This is a genomic window from Chloroflexus sp. MS-CIW-1, from assembly GCF_030444705.1.
Taxonomy (GTDB): Bacteria; Chloroflexota; Chloroflexia; order Chloroflexales; family Chloroflexaceae; genus Chloroflexus.
Map to the genome: position 1 here is coordinate 1614383 of NZ_JAUBWR010000001.1, position 16828 is coordinate 1631210.

At 52.6% G+C, this 16828-nt stretch carries 14 protein-coding genes; 7 read left to right on the plus strand and 7 right to left on the minus strand.

From position 1 onward, the window contains the following. Positions 1 to 4: 4 nt before the first annotated feature. Both QTO31_RS06450 and QTO31_RS06455 read right to left on the minus strand, forming a co-directional pair. Positions 5 to 136, minus strand: a complete 132-nt coding sequence (locus tag QTO31_RS06450) for a hypothetical protein (RefSeq protein WP_269077973.1) — start codon at positions 134 to 136, stop codon at positions 5 to 7. A gap of 391 nt (positions 137 to 527) precedes the next feature. Then, positions 528 to 1595, minus strand: a complete 1068-nt coding sequence (locus QTO31_RS06455; protein WP_051871033.1) for an STAS domain-containing protein — start codon at positions 1593 to 1595, stop codon at positions 528 to 530. A gap of 582 nt (positions 1596 to 2177) precedes the next feature. Here QTO31_RS06455 and QTO31_RS06460 point away from each other — a divergent pair. After that, positions 2178 to 2969 carry an inositol monophosphatase family protein gene (locus QTO31_RS06460; protein WP_031457831.1) on the plus strand — a complete coding sequence of 264 codons (792 nt, stop codon included), beginning with the start codon at positions 2178 to 2180 and terminating at the stop codon, positions 2967 to 2969. Between the two features lie 8 nt (positions 2970 to 2977). Continuing rightward, positions 2978 to 4042 carry an SPL family radical SAM protein gene (locus QTO31_RS06465; protein WP_031457832.1) on the plus strand — a complete coding sequence of 355 codons (1065 nt, stop codon included), beginning with the start codon at positions 2978 to 2980 and terminating at the stop codon, positions 4040 to 4042. Here the strand turns inward: QTO31_RS06465 and rimI are convergent. The 3 genes from rimI to QTO31_RS06480 all read right to left on the minus strand — a co-directional run bounded on the left by rimI (position 3997) and on the right by QTO31_RS06480 (position 6658). Beyond that, entirely contained in the window at positions 3997 to 4638 is a 642-nt protein-coding gene (gene rimI / locus QTO31_RS06470; protein WP_031457833.1) for a ribosomal protein S18-alanine N-acetyltransferase, read from the minus strand. The genes QTO31_RS06465 and rimI overlap by 46 nt on opposite strands. 123 nt (positions 4639 to 4761) lie before the next feature. Next, on the minus strand, positions 4762 to 5589 hold the full coding sequence (locus QTO31_RS06475; protein WP_301428472.1) for a hypothetical protein: 828 nt from the start codon (positions 5587 to 5589) through the stop codon (positions 4762 to 4764). 283 nt (positions 5590 to 5872) lie between these two features. Next, positions 5873 to 6658, minus strand: a complete 786-nt coding sequence (locus QTO31_RS06480; protein WP_301428473.1) for a DUF4058 family protein — start codon at positions 6656 to 6658, stop codon at positions 5873 to 5875. A gap of 362 nt (positions 6659 to 7020) precedes the next feature. Between QTO31_RS06480 and rny the strand changes: the two genes are divergently transcribed. From rny to QTO31_RS06505, 5 genes are all read left to right on the plus strand, one after another. Then, complete coding sequence (gene rny, locus QTO31_RS06485) at positions 7021 to 8553, plus strand: ribonuclease Y (protein WP_031457837.1); 1533 nt, start codon at positions 7021 to 7023, stop codon at positions 8551 to 8553. 198 nt (positions 8554 to 8751) lie between these two features. Next, the gene (locus QTO31_RS06490) at positions 8752 to 9084 is read left to right on the plus strand and encodes a stage V sporulation protein S (RefSeq protein WP_028457061.1); all 333 of its coding nucleotides are present in this window, start codon (positions 8752 to 8754) and stop codon (positions 9082 to 9084) included. A 336-nt stretch (positions 9085 to 9420) separates the two neighbouring features. After that, positions 9421 to 11262, plus strand: coding sequence for a DUF294 nucleotidyltransferase-like domain-containing protein (locus QTO31_RS06495; protein WP_301428474.1), 1842 nt, complete (start codon positions 9421 to 9423; stop codon positions 11260 to 11262). Between the two features lie 8 nt (positions 11263 to 11270). Next, a complete protein-coding gene (locus tag QTO31_RS06500) occupies positions 11271 to 11969 on the plus strand; it encodes a 3'-5' exonuclease (protein ID WP_301428475.1) in 699 nt (232 codons plus the stop codon). A gap of 120 nt (positions 11970 to 12089) precedes the next feature. Beyond that, positions 12090 to 13931, plus strand: a complete 1842-nt coding sequence (locus tag QTO31_RS06505) for an SLC13 family permease (RefSeq protein WP_301428476.1) — start codon at positions 12090 to 12092, stop codon at positions 13929 to 13931. A gap of 132 nt (positions 13932 to 14063) precedes the next feature. On the opposite strand, the gene QTO31_RS06510 is transcribed toward QTO31_RS06505, so the two are convergent. Both QTO31_RS06510 and QTO31_RS06515 read right to left on the minus strand, forming a co-directional pair. Further along, positions 14064 to 14711, minus strand: coding sequence for a Uma2 family endonuclease (locus QTO31_RS06510; RefSeq protein WP_051871034.1), 648 nt, complete (start codon positions 14709 to 14711; stop codon positions 14064 to 14066). Between the two features lie 698 nt (positions 14712 to 15409). Next, positions 15410 to 16819: a glycoside hydrolase family 32 protein gene (locus QTO31_RS06515; RefSeq protein WP_031457841.1), complete on the minus strand. Its 1410-nt coding sequence runs from the start codon at positions 16817 to 16819 to the stop codon at positions 15410 to 15412. Positions 16820 to 16828 lie beyond the last annotated feature (9 nt).

Here is a 16828-nt window from a genome sequence, read left to right on the forward strand (position 1 = left end):
GGGCCTATTCTACCATTACCTGGTTGAAGCGTCGTCCTAAGACCCAGATAATCACTGCCGGGTATATGATGGCGACAAGAAAATAAGGCCAGACCACTGTTGATGGTTCGACAGTGAGCAGAAGGTACGTCTTCATTGGTTTCAGTTTCGGTCTACATACTAGAACATGCGGGTGGTATCTATGAGACCTGATGAGCGTGATGTTAGGAATAATGGGTGCTTTAGGTGGTTATATTGCTAGTACGAGATTTGGGAGACGAGCGTATCAGGTTGACCCTGGCCCGTTCGTCAAGATACAGTGGTGTCGAATCCATCTGTAATCGTATCACTCTATGCGAGATCGGATCGATCATACGAGCTGTATTTGGGAATGCGATACGTCACGTTGCAGTGACAATGAGTTATTGATTACGCTCTGAGATAGTTTGTCATTCGCTCTCGCCAGATGTCTTTGGCTGACGATCATCCTGTGCAGGATTATTTATCATCATCCCTGCACCCTAGTTTCTTCTACACGGGAGATGCCTTTATTTCACAATTCCGGCCAGAGCATCTTGCAACCGGGCAAACGGTTGGATGTGATGCAATTCAATCCCTGCTCGTACTATTGAGTGGGCTACCTCAGGATGAATCCCGACCAGGAAGGTTCTGGCGCCAAGGAGACGTATCGCTTGTGCGATCTGAATGAGCTTCGTTGCAACTTGCTTATCGATGGCCGGTATGCCGGTGATGTCAAGGATCAGCGTGTGAGCATTGAATTGGTTGATCGCCTGAAGTGCTCGTTGCTGAATTTGTTGCAGGCGATGCTCATCGATCAATCCGATCAGAGGTATGACCAGCACCTGATCTTTCACCGGTATGATCGGAACACTTAACCCCAAAATAACCTCTTGCTGCTGCAACAGGGTTTCACGTAGCTGTCTTTCTTCTGTAGCCTGTTTTTCTACCGTTTGGAGCATTTCTTGCAAGACTCGAGTACGTTCTGCAATTTGTGCTTCCAGCGATGCTTGCAACGCCTGAAGTTCTTTGTTGGTCTGCTGACTTTGCTGTAAAGCCCTGGTAAGACGGGCCTGGTTTTGCCAGAGGAGTAGGAGCGCAATAGCTGTTGCCAGTGCAACAAAGAGGACAATGATGGGTTTGATAGCCTCGGTATTGATGGTTTCGATAATTCGGAGATAAAGGCCGAGCACTGCTATTGTCGTAGCCAGGATGACGGTACTGACATTCCAGAACAAATGCCATTTTTGTTCCAGATAGGGAAGGACAATCGATGTCGTTATGACTGAGGTCAGGGTTACTGCGGGAAGTGATTCTGGCAATATGACCACAAGCAAAATTCCATACAAGCCAACGGTAACACAGAATAAGATAACTGCACCAATAACGTTTCCGCGATGGTTGAGCCTCATTGCCCATAATTCCAGGGCTAACAGAATAAGAGAACCGGCTGTTGTAATGTAGAGAGGTACGAGTGAGAAAATAATAGCGACGACTGCTTGACCAAGAATTGCCGGAATTGCCGTTAGAATCGCCCAGACGAGCAGTTGATGAATCTGCTGTCTACCATGAACGTCGTTGTGTTGCAGTGTGTTCATACGTCGGTTGTGTATAACAGAGTCGGCGTAGAGGCTATCCTTATTATAACCGAATCTTTCCTCACAGATTGTATTAACGTTGCTTCCAAAGAATCTTTTGCGTGCCCTTGTTACATTTTCTGTAAGCACCTGGGGGCGATACAGGTCGCTGGCTACATCCGGCTGTGGTAGCGTGAAGATAATCGCGGTAGCTCAGGTATGAGCGTGCGGTTTGTAATAAGAGCCTATCCGAAAAATTGTCTCACAGTACAGCGGATGAAACCTGGTAGATGTACGTAGATGTACGGGCGCAGCGCCGCTGCGCCCCAACCGATCTTCTTCTGCGACAGGGTATTCCGGATAGGCTCATAAGTATACTGGGGCAGATTTGGTGCTCGTTCCGACTAATTTGGGCGAGGAAGAGGATGGGAGATAGAGAAAACCCGACCGCGTTAGCTTCAAACGTGCATATCGGTCTTCTGATACAATGAGGAAGTAGGATTGCTACGCTGTCACATTTGGTCGTATCGATTCGATCCTGAGCTATGCTGATAGGTTCAGCATCGGAAGAGAGATACAACAATGATTGAACCAGTATCAACCATGCTTGATTTTGCCATCGAGTTGGCCTATCGTGCCGGTGCCCTGATTCGGGCCGGGGCTGAGCGCGATATTGGTTATGAACCGAAACAGTACGCTGATGTCGTTACTGATGTGGACCGGGCCAGTGAGGAACTAATTGTCGGCGCAATACAGTCGCGCTACCCCGATCATGCAATCATTGCGGAAGAGGGGAGTGGAGTGAATACGTCGTCGTCGTATACCTGGTTGATTGATCCACTCGATGGGACACTCAATTTTCTGCATGGATTGCCCATCTTTTGTGTTTCGATTGCATTACTCGTTGATCGTCAGCTATTCCTTGGAGTGGTCTACGATCCGATGCGCAATGAGCTATTTTACGCCGAGCGTGGTCGGGGGGCATTTCTCAACGGTCGCCGGTTGCGGGTTTCGCAGACGACTTCTCTGGCGCGCAGTTTACTGAGTAGTGGTTTACCCTACGACCGCTTTGAGCAGGCTGATAACAATCTTGCCGAATTGACGCACCTGGCTATGCTGGTGCAAGATATTCGTCGGCCCGGTTCGGCGGCGCTTGATCTCTGTGCTGTTGCTGCCGGTCGCACCGATGGTCACTGGGAGTTAGGTCTCAAGCCGTGGGATGTTGCTGCAGGCGGGTTAATTGCCTTAGAAGCTGGCGCAACGGTTACCGATTGGCAAGGCGGATTCTGGCATCCGCTTGACGGTGATCGCATTGTTGCTACGAATGGTCTGATTCACGCTGAATTACTGGCAGCACTGGCTGCCGTCCGTCGGCAGCGTTTAGCAAAATCGTAGCTGGAATTATGGCTTACTATCAACGTGAACTTACACCCGATGTACCACCGCTGAGTGCTCGCCGACCGCTCATCAACGAGTATTTTCTCTCGGCTTATACGATGAGCATCTATACCGGCTGTGAGTTGGGTTGTCCTTACTGCGATAGCTGGGTGTTCAGTGAGCGACCATTGAATGCGACGATTGCGATTCCGGTTGATCTGCCCCAACGGCTGGCCGCTGTATTGCCGACGATTGATCGTGGTGATCTTATTGCGATAAGTGCGCTGAGCGATCCGTATCAACCGGCTGAGCAGGAATATCGGATTACCCGGCAGGTTCTTCAGGTCTTGGCCGATCATCGTCAGCCATGTCTGATTATGACCAAAAGCCCGCTGGTAGTAGAGGATCGCTCCTTGCTTCAGCGAATGAATGAGCATAGTCTGGCGATTGTGGTGACGACTCTCCTCACACTTGATCAGCATCTGGCAACGCGCCTGGAAGGACGGGCGCCATCACCACAATTGCGGCTTGAAATGATCGCTGAGCTGAAACGATCGGGGATTCCGGTAGGGGTGGCGTTGGTTCCGATTATGCCCTATGTGAACGACACCAATCTCAGTTTGCGTCGGGTGTTGCATGCCTGTGCGGAAGCTGGGGCGGATTTCGTCGTTTGGGATTATCTACACATCCCAAACGAACGGCATCGACATCGGATCAACGTGCTGCTCAATCAGGTGGGATCGTATCCACCGCGCTACTACCGGGATATGTATCGCGATCAAGCGACCGTAAATCTTCTCTACCGGCAAGAGCGTGATCGTGAGTTATTGCAACGGTGTGATGAGCTAGGATTAGCGCCCCGCGCTCCGCATCGCCTTTTCGCCGGTAAACTCTCGCCGCGTAATGAGGCAGCTCTGTTGTTACGCCATGCCGCATTTCGTGATCGGGTGCAGGGGCGAGAACGTCTGGCTACCCTCCACCGTGAACTGGCCGATGCGGTCTTTCGTGGCCGGTTCAAAGCAAGTGATCTCCGGCAGAGTCCTCTCTATCCAACGATTGGGCCACTCCTTGGGCTTTCCGCAGTGACTTGATTCGCTTGTTGGCGTAAGCGCTCGTACAATTGTTGTCGTAATTCACGCAGGCGATCTTTGTAGGTCGTTGTATTAATAGGATCAGTCCACATCACCAGCGCATCTTCTTGATTGTCGGTGTAGTAGTTGGCGCGCTGACCAACCGGACGGAAGCCATACTTGAGGTAGAGACGCTGTGCTGTAAGGTTGCTGACTCGCACTTCAAGCGAGAGATATTCCGCCTGTAGTTCGTAAGCACTATCAATCAGTGCATTAAGAATAAGTTCTCCTACTCCACGCCGACGATGTGCTGGTGCGACGGCAATGGTGGTAATGTGACCGCTGGTTTCGTTAAGCCAGATACCGCCGTAGCCAACGATGGGTGTGGCTGGGTACGGTGTAGGAGTGAAAAGCCCGATGCGTTGGAGCATGCGGATCAGCAACGGATATTCAGGGTGTGGCGATCTGCCGTTAGGCGGTTGAGTCTCGGCACGAGCGACGACATACCGACATGCCTGGCGATTGCGAATCTCGCGCCGATACGTCAGCGCCGACCAGGGAGTCATCTGACTTTGCCGCTCGATCTCCTGAACAAATGGAATATCCTCTTCACGCATTGGCTCGATGAAATAATACACTTTCTTTGCCCCGTTGCGTGAATAACGCACCGGTTTCCCCTTTGATAAGCCGGTGCGCAGCCTGTTTCAACAACGTTCCTGCACAAATTCCGCTCACCAGTGCTATGGCTGTACAGGGCGGGCCGATTCGACGAAGAAAATACTCTTGTATGCACCGTCACGTCCGAACCCGCCGCCGGTCTGGAAAGTACCGGTTACTTCAACCAGGCCCCAAACAAAGCTGTTATTAGGCCCGATGGTCAAAGCCGCCGATTGCTCGGGTGGGAATTGCTCGACCCAAATTGCGCCGCCAATCGGTTGCGGGCTGGAACCATCTTCTTCGGTTGAAATACCTTCAGCCAATACATAAATCACCGAGTTCCAGAAGTAATAGGCCTGCGTTGTAATGCGTTGTCCTTGATACTGTTCTGGATTGCGGAGCAGCTCGAAGAACGAGACCTTATCTGGACCGAGTGGCCGGTCGGTAAGTCGTTGTTCGACTCGTCGGATTCGCTCGATAGGTTCGGCACTACTGACTGTAAGCAGGTACCGGTAGGCTCCGCCTGGACCGTAGTTACCGTTTGCCTCGAATCGACCACGTACCCGAACAAATCCGTACACCGAATCACCTGGCCGATGCAAATGTTCGGTTACTTCGGCGGGAAATCCTTCCAGCCAGATTGGCTCGCCAATGGGTTGAGCATCAAGGCCGTTATCGAGTGTACTGACACCAACAGCCAATACCGATAGTGAAGGGTCGCCTGGTCGCCAAACATATGCGCCGTCAACAGTTACGTCGCGGCCTGCATATTCATCTGGCGAAGTCGTTAGTTGTTGAACATACAACGGTGTCGTAAAAGCGGAACTACGATTAGTGCAAGTAGCCAATACCAGCAGGCTAAACGTTAATATCATCAGGAGCAACGTGGCTCGCCAGGATGCGCGCAACATGCGAATATCCTCTCTTTGTGGCAGGATGCAACGTTTTGCATACAGGGCATACTGAATCAACTGCCAATTCTGCTCAGGATTATAGCAGATGGTAGCAGGGCGTTCAACCTGGAACATCTAGGGCTTTTCAGAGTTTTCAGTGTCCGTACTGCCGGACATACCTCTCTTTCATTCCCCAAAGTGAAGATGGATCGAGAGTCTACCCGTCTCGCTCACCGCTCTCCCGGCTCTGTTGCGTCACCATTATCGGGTGGGGAAAGAATTTTAAAAACTCCTATCCTCCTCACCGCAGTCCCTGTGTGCGAAGTTGCTGGTCAAGCCAGGCCATTTCGTCCGGTGAAAGGGGAGGCGGAGGAGGATCGGCGCGGTAGTCGATCACGCGCTCGTAATGGGCGCGCCGATAGACCTGGCGCAGGATTGTACCGAGGTCAAGGGCGACATCCGGGTCAGGATAAACGAGTGGTACCGGCAAGACCGGCAATGGGTCACTAAGGGCAATCGGCCAGACCTCGACCAGAGGACGGCGATAGGCACGGCTGAGGAAGGCGTAGTAGGCGGCAGGGGGGAGGGGACGGGCAAGCTGAGGGCGAACCCCAGCGCGCAAGAGGTCAATTTCCAACAGGTGGACATTGCTGGTGAAGAGTTCCTGCCGCTTCTTTTCGTAGGCATCAGCCCCGTCAGGGCCGGGGCGTTTGTTGGCGGGGGAGAGCAATTCAATGGCGGTAATCAGGGTTTGCTGAAGCACCGAGCGGATTTCAATCCGGGCATACCGGGTGGGCACGGTGATCGAGACTGGAATGGTGAGTGGGGCCGGGGTGATTGTAGCGGTCGATGTGCCGGTATCGGTAGACTCGTCGCGAAACACGCCGACATCGGGCACGAACACCTGGCGGGTGGGGGCAATTTCGATACTTTCGAGGGCGATGTAGGGGGTGATGAGTGCAACATAGTTTGGTCCGAGCTGTTCCTGGATAGCATCACACATTGCACTGATGATGCGTGCGTGTACATCAGGCCATAGTGTGGGTAGTTCGAGGTAGGGATCCATACCGGGGAAAGGCAGTTCCATAATGGCCTCCAAGAGAGTAATTATCAGCATGATACCATACGATTAAGATAGAGGATGCCCCCTTCGCTGAGAGTATCTCCGCTCCGAATATCCTCTCTTCAGTAATCGGCTGTCCGGTCTCCTCCTTCCTTTTACCGTTTGGAATTAGAAGAAGTTCGCGGAAGGTGAGAGAGGAAAAATGTTTCCCTTATGTGATCTTATTCACTATTGGCAAGAGGCTTGACATGTGGTACATCGATCAGTATGATGATGATTACCTGAATGGATAAACAATTGTCCATTATTACAACATCTATCTGCATATCGTCGGTCACATATAAACTCCGACGTCGTGCACATTAACAACTACATAGGAGGCTACCGTGACAGAGTTACTCTGGGCCGTCATCGCCCTACTGGTAGGGCTGGTCGGCGGTGCAGGCATAGGCATCTGGTGGGCGAACAATGGGGTAAGCTCACTGGTACAACGCAAAGCTGCGGAAGCTCGCCTGCTGATTGAAGAGGCACGCTCGCAGCAAAAAGAAATTCTCTTGCAAGCCAAAGATGAAGCATTACGCATCAGAAATGAAGCTGAAGCTGAATTGCGTGAATCGCGACAGAGCTTGCAAAAACAGGAAGAACGTCTGCAACGTAAAGAGGAAAATATCGATCGGAAATTGGAAGGAATAGAGCGACGTGAGCGGTTAATCCAGCAGCGTGAGCGGCAAATTGAACAATTGACGCAGGAAGCTGAACGGCTACGGCGTCAGCAAGCGCAGGAACTGGAACGAATCTCACAACTATCGCGTGAGGAAGCTCGTTCGATCATCCTGGCCGAAGTTGAACGCGAAACACGCGAAGATGCTGCTCGGCGCATCCGTGAACTCGAACAGCAAACAAAAGAAGAGGCCGATAAGATTGCCCGAAAAATCATCGGACTGGCAATTCAACGCTGTGCGAGTGATTACGTTGCAGAAATGACCGTCTCAACGGTGAATCTGCCGAGTGAAGAACTGAAAGGGCGCATCATTGGCCGCGAAGGGCGCAATATTCGTGCTTTTGAGCAGATCACCGGTGTTGATATTATTGTTGATGATACCCCTGAAGCAGTGACGCTGTCGTGTCACGATCCGGTACGTCGGGAAGTGGCCCGAGTGGCACTGTTGAAGTTATTAAAGGATGGTCGTATCCATCCATCACGAATTGAGGAGGTGGTACACAAGACACAACTCGAGATCGAGCAAATTATGCGCGAAGAGGGTGAGCGTGTGGCCTACGAAGCGAATGTGCAGGGTTTACACCCCGATCTCATCAAGCTGCTCGGTCGTTTGAAATATCGTACCAGTTATGGGCAGAATGTCTTGCAACATTCGCTTGAATGTGCCTTACTCGCGGCACATATGGCTGCCGAACTAGGCGCCAATATCAATGTTGCCAAAACGGCTGCCTTGCTCCACGATATTGGCAAGGCGGTTGATCACGAAGTACAAGGACCACATGCCTTGATCGGCGCAGAAATTGCTCGTCGACTCGGTCGCTCGGCGGCTATCGTTCACGCTATTGCGGCACATCATTACGATGAGGAACCGCAGACGGTTGAAGCATTTCTGGTCATCGCTGCGGACGCAATCTCTGGTGCCCGTCCGGGCGCTCGTCGTGAGACACTCGACCTCTATATCAAGCGCTTAGAAGCTCTTGAAACCGTCGCAACGTCGTTCCCTGGTGTTCAACGTGCATTCGCGGTCCAGGCTGGTCGTGAAGTGCGTGTGATGGTACAACCAGATCAGATAGATGATCTGGCCAGTATTCATCTGGCTCGCAACGTTGCCAGGAAGATCGAAGAGAGCTTGCAGTATCCTGGTCAAATCAAGGTCACGATCATTCGCGAAACCCGTGCCGTTGATTACGCACGGTAGTATATCAGGCCAGATGATCTTCAAATTGGTGATCATTTGGTCTGCAAATCACGATAGCGTGTGGTACAATAAGGGCACGCTTTCGGTCATCGGCTATAAGGTTCTTGTACACAAGGAGGCTGCGCCGGTATGAACCTGGCAACTCCGCCCGATGATACGAGTCGTCGTTTATCTATACGTCACCAACAGGAGGAAGCTATGAGCAACGCCCAGCCGCTAGAGCGGGCTGTCGGCGAAGGTAGCGCCGCCCCCGCTCGTCAGCAGCGTAGTGCCGAGGTCTTGAAGGTCTCGACCCGCTCGCGGCCGAGTGCCGTTGCCGGCGCGATTGCCGGTGTTATGCGCGAGAATGGTTCGGCCGAAGTGCAGTCGATCGGCGCTGGCGCGACGAATCAGGCAATTAAAGCTGTTGCTATCGCTCGCGCATATCTGAGTGAGGAGGGGATCGATATCGTCTGTATTCCGTCATTTATCGATGTGTCAATTGATGACGAAGAGCGCACTGCTATTCGTCTCCTCATTGAACGCCGGTAGTCTCCTGTGTGGCTCCGTCGTTGCTCGTAAGGCATCTCCCCACAGGAGATGCCTTTACTGTTTTCAGGTACGGGCTGTCCGAAGGCCGGTATGACGTTCTTCGCATAGAATTGCCAGCAAAGGTGTGAGTACAGCCGGCCTCGCCTATCTCTCGTATTGAACGCTGCGGTGTTGTGTCCCTGATCGGCCGTTATCCGATCAGATTTTAGCGCACCAATCCTGCGGTACAATGGTGCTCACAACGATGTGATACTATCTCGTAGATAGTTCGAGTGCTCCGGCAGCGGATGCCAGGTTCGCAGATGTTGGATGTAATGCTGATGGCAGGTTTTCCCAATGGATGAAATTGCACGCTTCTTACGCTCTTACCCACCCTTTGACCGCCTTCCTGATCAAGTGGTCTCACAGATTGCCGGTGAATTGCAGATTGAGTTTGTCCGGTCCGGGCAGACCATCTTGACCCGAGGTGGAAAGCCTTCCGAGTTTTTGTACATTGTGTGTAAAGGTTCGGTCGATTTACTCCGTGGTGAAGATCAAGTTGTCGATACGCTTGGTCCTGGCGAGGCATTCGGGCATCCCTCACTGATCCGCGGTCAGCCGCCGCTGGTAACCGTGCGTGCGCACACCGATACGCTGCTCTATTTGTTGCCCGGTGCAATTTTTCACCGTCTCCGTGCTGAATATCCTCAGTTTGCTGCTTTTTTTGCTGCTTCCGTGATTGAGCGACTCGGTTATGCCCTTCAGTCACGGCAGGCGGAATCTAATCCGGCGCTGTTTCAAACCCGGCTCCGTGATCTGGTTGCACGGCCACCGGTATCGATCAGCGCTGATGCTACTGTGGGTGATGCTGCCCGACTAATGCGTGCTGAACGTATTTCCTCACTAATTGTTGATCAGGTTCCACCTGGAATTATCACTGATCGTGATTTGCGCAATCGGGTGTTAGCTGAAGGGTTGCCGGATACAACACCGGTACGACAGGTGATGAGTGCGCCGGCAACTACTATCTCGGCGGATGCATTAGCCTTCGAGGGCTTGCTGCTCATGCTCGAACGCGGGATTCACCATTTGCCGCTAGTTGATGGTGATCGGGTTGTGGGGGTGATTACTCACACTGATATTTTACGCCGACAAAGCAATAGCCCACTGTTTCTACCGCGACTGTTGCAACGAGCGACATCGCTGGCCGATCTCCGTCGATATACCGATCAGGTAGCCGAGGCCGTGGGCACGTTGATGGCGGCAGGAGCACGGGTCAGTGATATTGGTCGTGTGGTCGCTGTTGCCCACGACGCTTTGTTACAACGTCTGCTGCGTGATGCCGAAGCTCAACTTGGTCCACCACCGGTACCATATGCCTGGCTGGTACTTGGTTCAGAGGGACGTTATGAACAGACCCTCCGCACCGATCAAGATAATGCCCTGGTGTATGACGATTCGGCGTCATCAGAAGATGTCTCTTATTTCGAGAAACTAGCCGAATTGGTAGTCGGCTGGCTGGTTGAATGTGGCTTTCCGCGCTGTCCTGGTAATATCATGGCGACCAATCCTGAGTGGCGACAGCCGTTATCGGTTTGGCAACACTACTTCCGGCGCTGGATCGAAATTCCTGATGAGGAGGCGCTGTTGCGAATTGCAATCTTTTTTGACTACCGGCAGGTGTACGGACAGCTACCCGCAGAGCTGGTGTTACGCACCATTACCCAACACGCCGCTGAACATCGTATCTTCATAGCACGATTGGCTCGTGCGGCGTTGCGTCAACCGGCACCGCTGACCTTCTTCCGTCAGGTCGCCCTCGAACGTCGCGGTGAACAGCGCGATCTGCTTGATCTCAAACTTCGCGGAACAGCAATGGTTGTTGATCTGGCGCGTCTTTTTGCGCTCGAAGCGCATAGTAATGAGACAAACACGATTGCGCGTTTGCGGGCAGCAAAGGCTGCTGGTGTTCTCAGCCATGAAGACGCCGATAATTTGATCAGTGCGTTTGAATTACTCTCCAGTTTGCGCTTACATCATCAGCAAAAACAGATCGCTCTTGGTTTGCCGCCTGATAATCTGATCAACTTTCATCAATTAGGGCCACGTGAACGTCGTGAAGTGAAAGAGTCGTTACAGGCGATTGCCTCAGTGCAGCGTGGAGTTGCGCTCATGTTTCAAACTGATCGGCTGGCGTAGAGGTGTCTATGGCATTTTGGTCGCGTTTTTTTCAGCGGATTCCGCCTGCCGATTTTGTGCGTGCATATCAGGCGTTTCCTGAGCCTGACCCAAAATTGCCGTGGCGTGAGGTGCCTTACACGGTGATCGATGTAGAAACAACCGGACTTGATCCCCGGCATGATGCACTGATTGCGATCGGTGCGGTGAATGTTGAGAATGGTCGTGTGTTATTGAAGCAGACGTGGTATTCGCTGATCCGCCCCCCTGCTGATCGTGAACCAAGCGTGGAGAGTATTCGTATCCATCATCTTACTCCCGAAGAGCTACAGCATGCGCCGCCGCCCGCAGAGGTGTTGGCCGAGTTGTTGCAGCGGATTGCCGGGCGTGTGTTGGTGGTCCACGTAGCGCAGGTTGACGTGCGCTTTATCAATGCCGCCTTAAAACCATTCGGCGGTCGGCTCCGCCGCCCAATTCTGGATACAGCCCGGCTGGCTTTAACCCTGCACTTGAATGCACGCTGGTCGGGTGAACAGCCGCACGATATGCCTGATCCGGCGATTGAACTGCGTGCGCTAGCGACAGCACTCGGTTTGCCGGTGTATGCGCAACACAATGCACTGAACGATGCCGTGACGACGGCGCAGCTCTTCATTGCGCAGGCCACAATACTGGCCGATCAGGGCCGAAGTAATCTGGCCGGTTTGATCCGGGCGGGTGGAGTATGATGCGTAGAGGCCATAACGGACTGTATTTCTAACCAAGGCGCAGTATGGTCGGGGTGCTGGCGATTGACCGACAGCGGAAATGGAGATGACTTTACCGACAGTGGGTAAAAGTGGGATTCTATGACGACCGAAATTGTGTTTGTTCTTTGTGTCTTACTGAGTCTGATCGTACTCTTTGTTATTGATCGAATTCGGATCGATCTGGTTGCAATCCTGGGCTTACTTGCACTTATGTTTGGTGGCATCCTGACTCCATCCGAAGCAGTGGCAGGATTCGGTGACACGACGGTCGTGTTAATCGCGTCGTTGATGATTGTGGGCGATGGACTATTTCAAACCGGTGTTGCAGCATGGATTGGGAACAAACTCGGTCAGATTGCCGGGCGAAGTGAGCCACGGATTCTCGTGATATTGATGACTGCGGTTGCCGTACTTTCAGCGTTTATCAGCTCAACTGGCACGGTAGCTATTATGCTGCCGGTAGCTGTCAGTCTGGCGCAGCGGGCAGGGATCAGCCCTTCGCGCTTACTATTACCCCTCGCATATGCCGCTCTCATTGGTGGGATGCTAACATTGATTGGTACGCCACCGAATTTGATCGCCGCTGAGGCGCTGACGGCTGCTGGCCGACCGCCACTCGGTTTTTTTAGCTTTACGCCAGTTGGTCTGACCGTGTTGTTAACGGTCACTCTGACGCTGGTGGTATTGCGACACTGGCTTTTGCCGGTGCGAGCAATCACCGTTACCGATGATAAAAGAGCGCCAACATTAGCTGAATTAGCAGCAGAATATCGCCTGGCGAAAGGGCTTGCGCAAGTACGAGTGGCGGCTGACTCACCGCTAGCTGGTCGGACATTGGCTGAAACTCGACTTCGTAGCCGTTATGGGATTACTGTCGTTGGTATCCGACGCTGGCCTGAATCGCGATCAGAACCCGGTTTGCCAAGAGCCGTGACTGCGGCAACTCGTATTCTAGCGGGTGATCTCCTTGATGTGGTTGGTGAGAGAGAAGCGCTGGAATTATTTTGTCGTCAAGAGCGAGCAGTTATTCAGTCACTGTCGTCGCAGTTACCGTTTGGCCCTGATCTCCACGTGATAGAAGTTGCACTAACTCCGCGATCACGGTTTGAAGGACAGACGATTGCAACTGCCGAATTACGCCAACTTTTTGGCGTGACGGTGTTAGGTGTACGTCGTTTGGGGCAACCATTCAGTGGTAATCCGGTGCACGAACCCTTACGTTTTGGTGATACGCTGTTAGTGGCGGGCGCTCCGGCACAATTGGAAGCAATTGTTCGTAGCCAGCAGACATTTAGTGATCTGGTGATTGTTGCTTTTCCCCGTGACATGGCGGTGAGTGACCAACCGTTTAATCGGCGAGCGTGGTTAGCGATTGCGATCATGGGAGTGATGTTAATAACAATGGCAACCGGCTGGTTCCCGATTGTGACGATTGCGTTGACTGCTGCGGTGGCAATGGTGCTCGGAGGATGTGTCTCGCTGAAAGATGTCTACCAACGTTTAAACTGGGAGAGTCTAGTGTTGATTGCAGCGATGCTGCCAATGGCAACAGCACTCACGAAAACTGGTGGTGCGACTTTAATAGCTGAACAGTTGGTCGCTGCATTAGGGAATTTCTCGCCACTCGCTATACTGGCTGGTATCTTCATTGTGACCAGTTTGCTAAGCCAGTTTATCTCGAATACTGCTACAGCCGTGCTCATCATGCCGATCGCACTCGGTGTTTCCGAGCAACTCGGTCTAGCGCCAGAGCCATTATTGATCACAGCCGCAATTGCTGCCTCTACTGCATTTGCCACACCGGTTGCTTCACCGGTCAATACGTTGGTGTTGGCTCCTGGTGGGTATCGGTTTATCGACTATATGCGCGCCGGGATCCTTTTACAGGTGTTAGTGCTGGTGATATGTCTGGTTGTTGTGCCAATACTCTTCCCCTGGTGATCACGTCTGGCATCCGACCCGCTCGTATCAAAAGAGCTTAGCAGCTCTTGAGAATACAGATGTCTCCATCTCCTGGGTTGCAGTTCATTGCCTGCGTACTGTGCAGGTACAAGACGCTTCCAGTCCTAAAAGTCAGAATGTTGATCGTGTGCTGCGTAACCGACGTAGTTCCGCCTCCAATTCGCGCAGACGGGTTTCGATTTCGGCGCGGGCAGCGGCTTCACGGCGGACCCGTGCTAAAGCCTCTGTGATTTGTTGCATGACCGTTACGTATTCACCAAGTGCTACCACATGCTCGTCGTAGCAAAAAACATGGTCACCTTCGATCCCTGGCCACAGCCTGGCAACCTCCAGATATACCCTGCCTCGGTTATTGGTAGGTTGCAGTTGGTACCTACCGCTGAATAGCCGGTAATTGAGCAATTGTAACTGCCGCTGTCCCTGCCAACCCACATTATCTACAATCACGTACTGCGCCACCCCTGCTCGTGTGTAGTGCTCCACCTTCCGTTCCACATCGTTCTCGCGTGTCTCCGGCTCAACAATCTCGATGAACAGAGTCGGTCGGACACCTTCCTCCGCCACATCGAAGGTGCTCCAATTGCGTTGCTCACGCAGACCGGAAATGACCATTACGTCTGATCCATGCGATCGCAGATCGGGGATGTCCCACACCACCCGCACATTACTCAGCATAATGGCCTGGCCGTTTGGTTCGAGCTGTGCCCGCAACACGGCGGTAAGGTACAGGCGGTTAGTTGTGTGGCGATCACCATGCACGATGAAAATCTCTCACTTCCGGGTGCAACACGTCTTCGAGGGTAAGTGGGACTTGTTCGAGATCGTTCAGGTCGTCGGGTGTTGGTTGCGCACGAAGCGCCAGCCGTAGTGGAAGAGGTCGTCGGCTGGTGGTGGCGTGGTAGGAGGTTGAGTCATCTGGTTTCCTCCCTGGTAAGGTTGATGGGTGTAGTGGTATCGTAGCACAGCGGAGTGTGAGAAGAAGAGTGAGATTTGAGCGTGATGGACGTGGATATGCGCTCTTAGAGCCTATCCGAATCCCCGTCTTATGCTAATGTATGGGCGCAGTGCTCCAACGATTTCTGCTGCGACAGGAGAGGTCGGATAGGCGCTTCGTTACCATCGTCGGGGATACTTGCCGGGGCGAGGCGTCGCCTTGCCCCTTCTCGTGAATTGCATTGCACCCATCGCCGAGGTTCATCCGTCGTGATATAGTGGGATAGGCTCTTATAAGTCGAAGCCTTGTAAACCGCGTGGCGGCGGCGAGTATTGTGATTGCGAACCATAGTTACACTCCCGACGTGAATGTAGCAATGTGTCTGTTAATCGTAGTAGAAGCCCAATTGAAACCCAATCGGTAGTCAGCTATGAGCAGGCTATAAGGCGAGTTTTAACCCGACCCTCTATTGTCAACATTGACATGTGGGTTCGCAAGCCTCTTGCGCGTCCGGCTATCGTTTTTACCAGATATCAGCCATTTGCCAGGCACGGAAGGAAAGTACGTCGAGCGGATCCGTTTCTGTCGCTATCGCAATACCCAGGCTGTCAGGGTGAACAGGGTAGATACGGCTCGTAATTGAACGTCGATTGTTCGCAAAGACCTCAATAACCGAGGCATCGAGAAAGATATGTAACGCCAGCGGTTCATCTTTTTTCAGCGCAAGGGGTGCGTGATGATCGTCACGCCAAACATCACTGGTCAGACTTGACCGACGTCGGTCAAGCGTCAGGGTTGCGGTCTGATAGTCGTAACGCAACACGGTTGCTTCACTGCCATCAGGGTTAGCCCGAAGCAAGATGCTACACGTTCCGCGTTGCGGTGGATGCAGCGTTAGCTCTATCTCGAGCTGTGCCCCTCGAATCGGCATCCAATGTAATTCATTTGGCATAACCCGGTGCGGAGGAACATGCACTTCACGTTGACGTAGTTGCTGAATTTCACTGGCAGGTAAGGTAACCACCTGACCGTCATCGGTGAACCGTACTTCGCGTGGTAGGGTCATAACACCGGCCCAACCTGCCTCTAGTATTGCTGCCTCACGACGTCCTTCCATCATCCAGCCAAACATGATCCGCCGACCGTCGCGAATGAGCATCGTTTGCGGAGCGTAGAAGTGGGTATCGCCGTAATCCAGTTTGTGAGTAGTATGTGGCGTGAATCGACCATACTGGTAATCACCAATCATTGTGATGGTGTAGTAAGGTCGCTGATCCCAGACAGAACAGACCAACACCTGCCGATGACCAAGCGTGAAAAAGTCTGGACACTCCCAGAACAAACCCGTCCAGATTGGGTGAAACTGAGTTGCATCACCAATGAGCAAGGGTCCGCCATACTCCCAATGGCGTAAATCAGGTGAACGGTAGAGGAGAACAGTGCCACCCTGGTTGCGAATTCCAGAACCGATTAGCATGTGCCAGAGGCCGTGTTCGTACCAGACGGTATGGTCACGAAAACCGAGCAAATCCAGGTTCGGCGGTGGTGTGGAAATGATCGGTGTCGGCCACTTTTGCCAGGTCTGCAACCCATCATAGCTGACGGCTAAACAGGGTTTTTGCTCATCTGGAAGGCGAAATCCGGTGTAGATCAGTGTTGGTGTACCATGATCATCAACAGCACAACCCGACCAGCACCCATCCGCGTCGGCTCCGCCCGGTGTTGGTGTAAGGGCAAGCGGTTGGTGCTGCCAATGCACCAAATCGTGACTGGTGGCGTGTCCCCAGTGAATCTGGCGATGGTACGCTCCGGCAGGATTATATTGATAGAATAGATGAAAAGTATCTCCCCACTGGATTAACCCGTTTGGGTCATTCATCCAGTTTGCCGGTGGGAGAAAATGGTAGCGCGGACGTTGCGGATCTGCCGTCATAGAGATTCC

Coding starts and splice junctions, on each gene's coding strand:
- QTO31_RS06450 (WP_269077973.1), bottom strand. CDS start 136: ATGAAGACGTACCTTCTGCTCACTGTCGAACCATCAACAGTGGTCTGG.
- QTO31_RS06455 (WP_051871033.1), bottom strand. CDS start 1,595: ATGAACACACTGCAACACAACGACGTTCATGGTAGACAGCAGATTCAT.
- QTO31_RS06460 (WP_031457831.1), top strand. CDS start 2,178: ATGCTTGATTTTGCCATCGAGTTGGCCTATCGTGCCGGTGCCCTGATT.
- QTO31_RS06465 (WP_031457832.1), top strand. CDS start 2,978: ATGGCTTACTATCAACGTGAACTTACACCCGATGTACCACCGCTGAGT.
- rimI (WP_031457833.1), bottom strand. CDS start 4,638: ATGCGTGAAGAGGATATTCCATTTGTTCAGGAGATCGAGCGGCAAAGT.
- QTO31_RS06475 (WP_301428472.1), bottom strand. CDS start 5,589: ATGTTGCGCGCATCCTGGCGAGCCACGTTGCTCCTGATGATATTAACG.
- QTO31_RS06480 (WP_301428473.1), bottom strand. CDS start 6,658: ATGGAACTGCCTTTCCCCGGTATGGATCCCTACCTCGAACTACCCACA.
- QTO31_RS06490 (WP_028457061.1), top strand. CDS start 8,752: ATGAGCAACGCCCAGCCGCTAGAGCGGGCTGTCGGCGAAGGTAGCGCC.
- QTO31_RS06495 (WP_301428474.1), top strand. CDS start 9,421: ATGGATGAAATTGCACGCTTCTTACGCTCTTACCCACCCTTTGACCGC.
- QTO31_RS06500 (WP_301428475.1), top strand. CDS start 11,271: ATGGCATTTTGGTCGCGTTTTTTTCAGCGGATTCCGCCTGCCGATTTT.
- QTO31_RS06505 (WP_301428476.1), top strand. CDS start 12,090: ATGACGACCGAAATTGTGTTTGTTCTTTGTGTCTTACTGAGTCTGATC.
- QTO31_RS06515 (WP_031457841.1), bottom strand. CDS start 16,819: ATGACGGCAGATCCGCAACGTCCGCGCTACCATTTTCTCCCACCGGCA.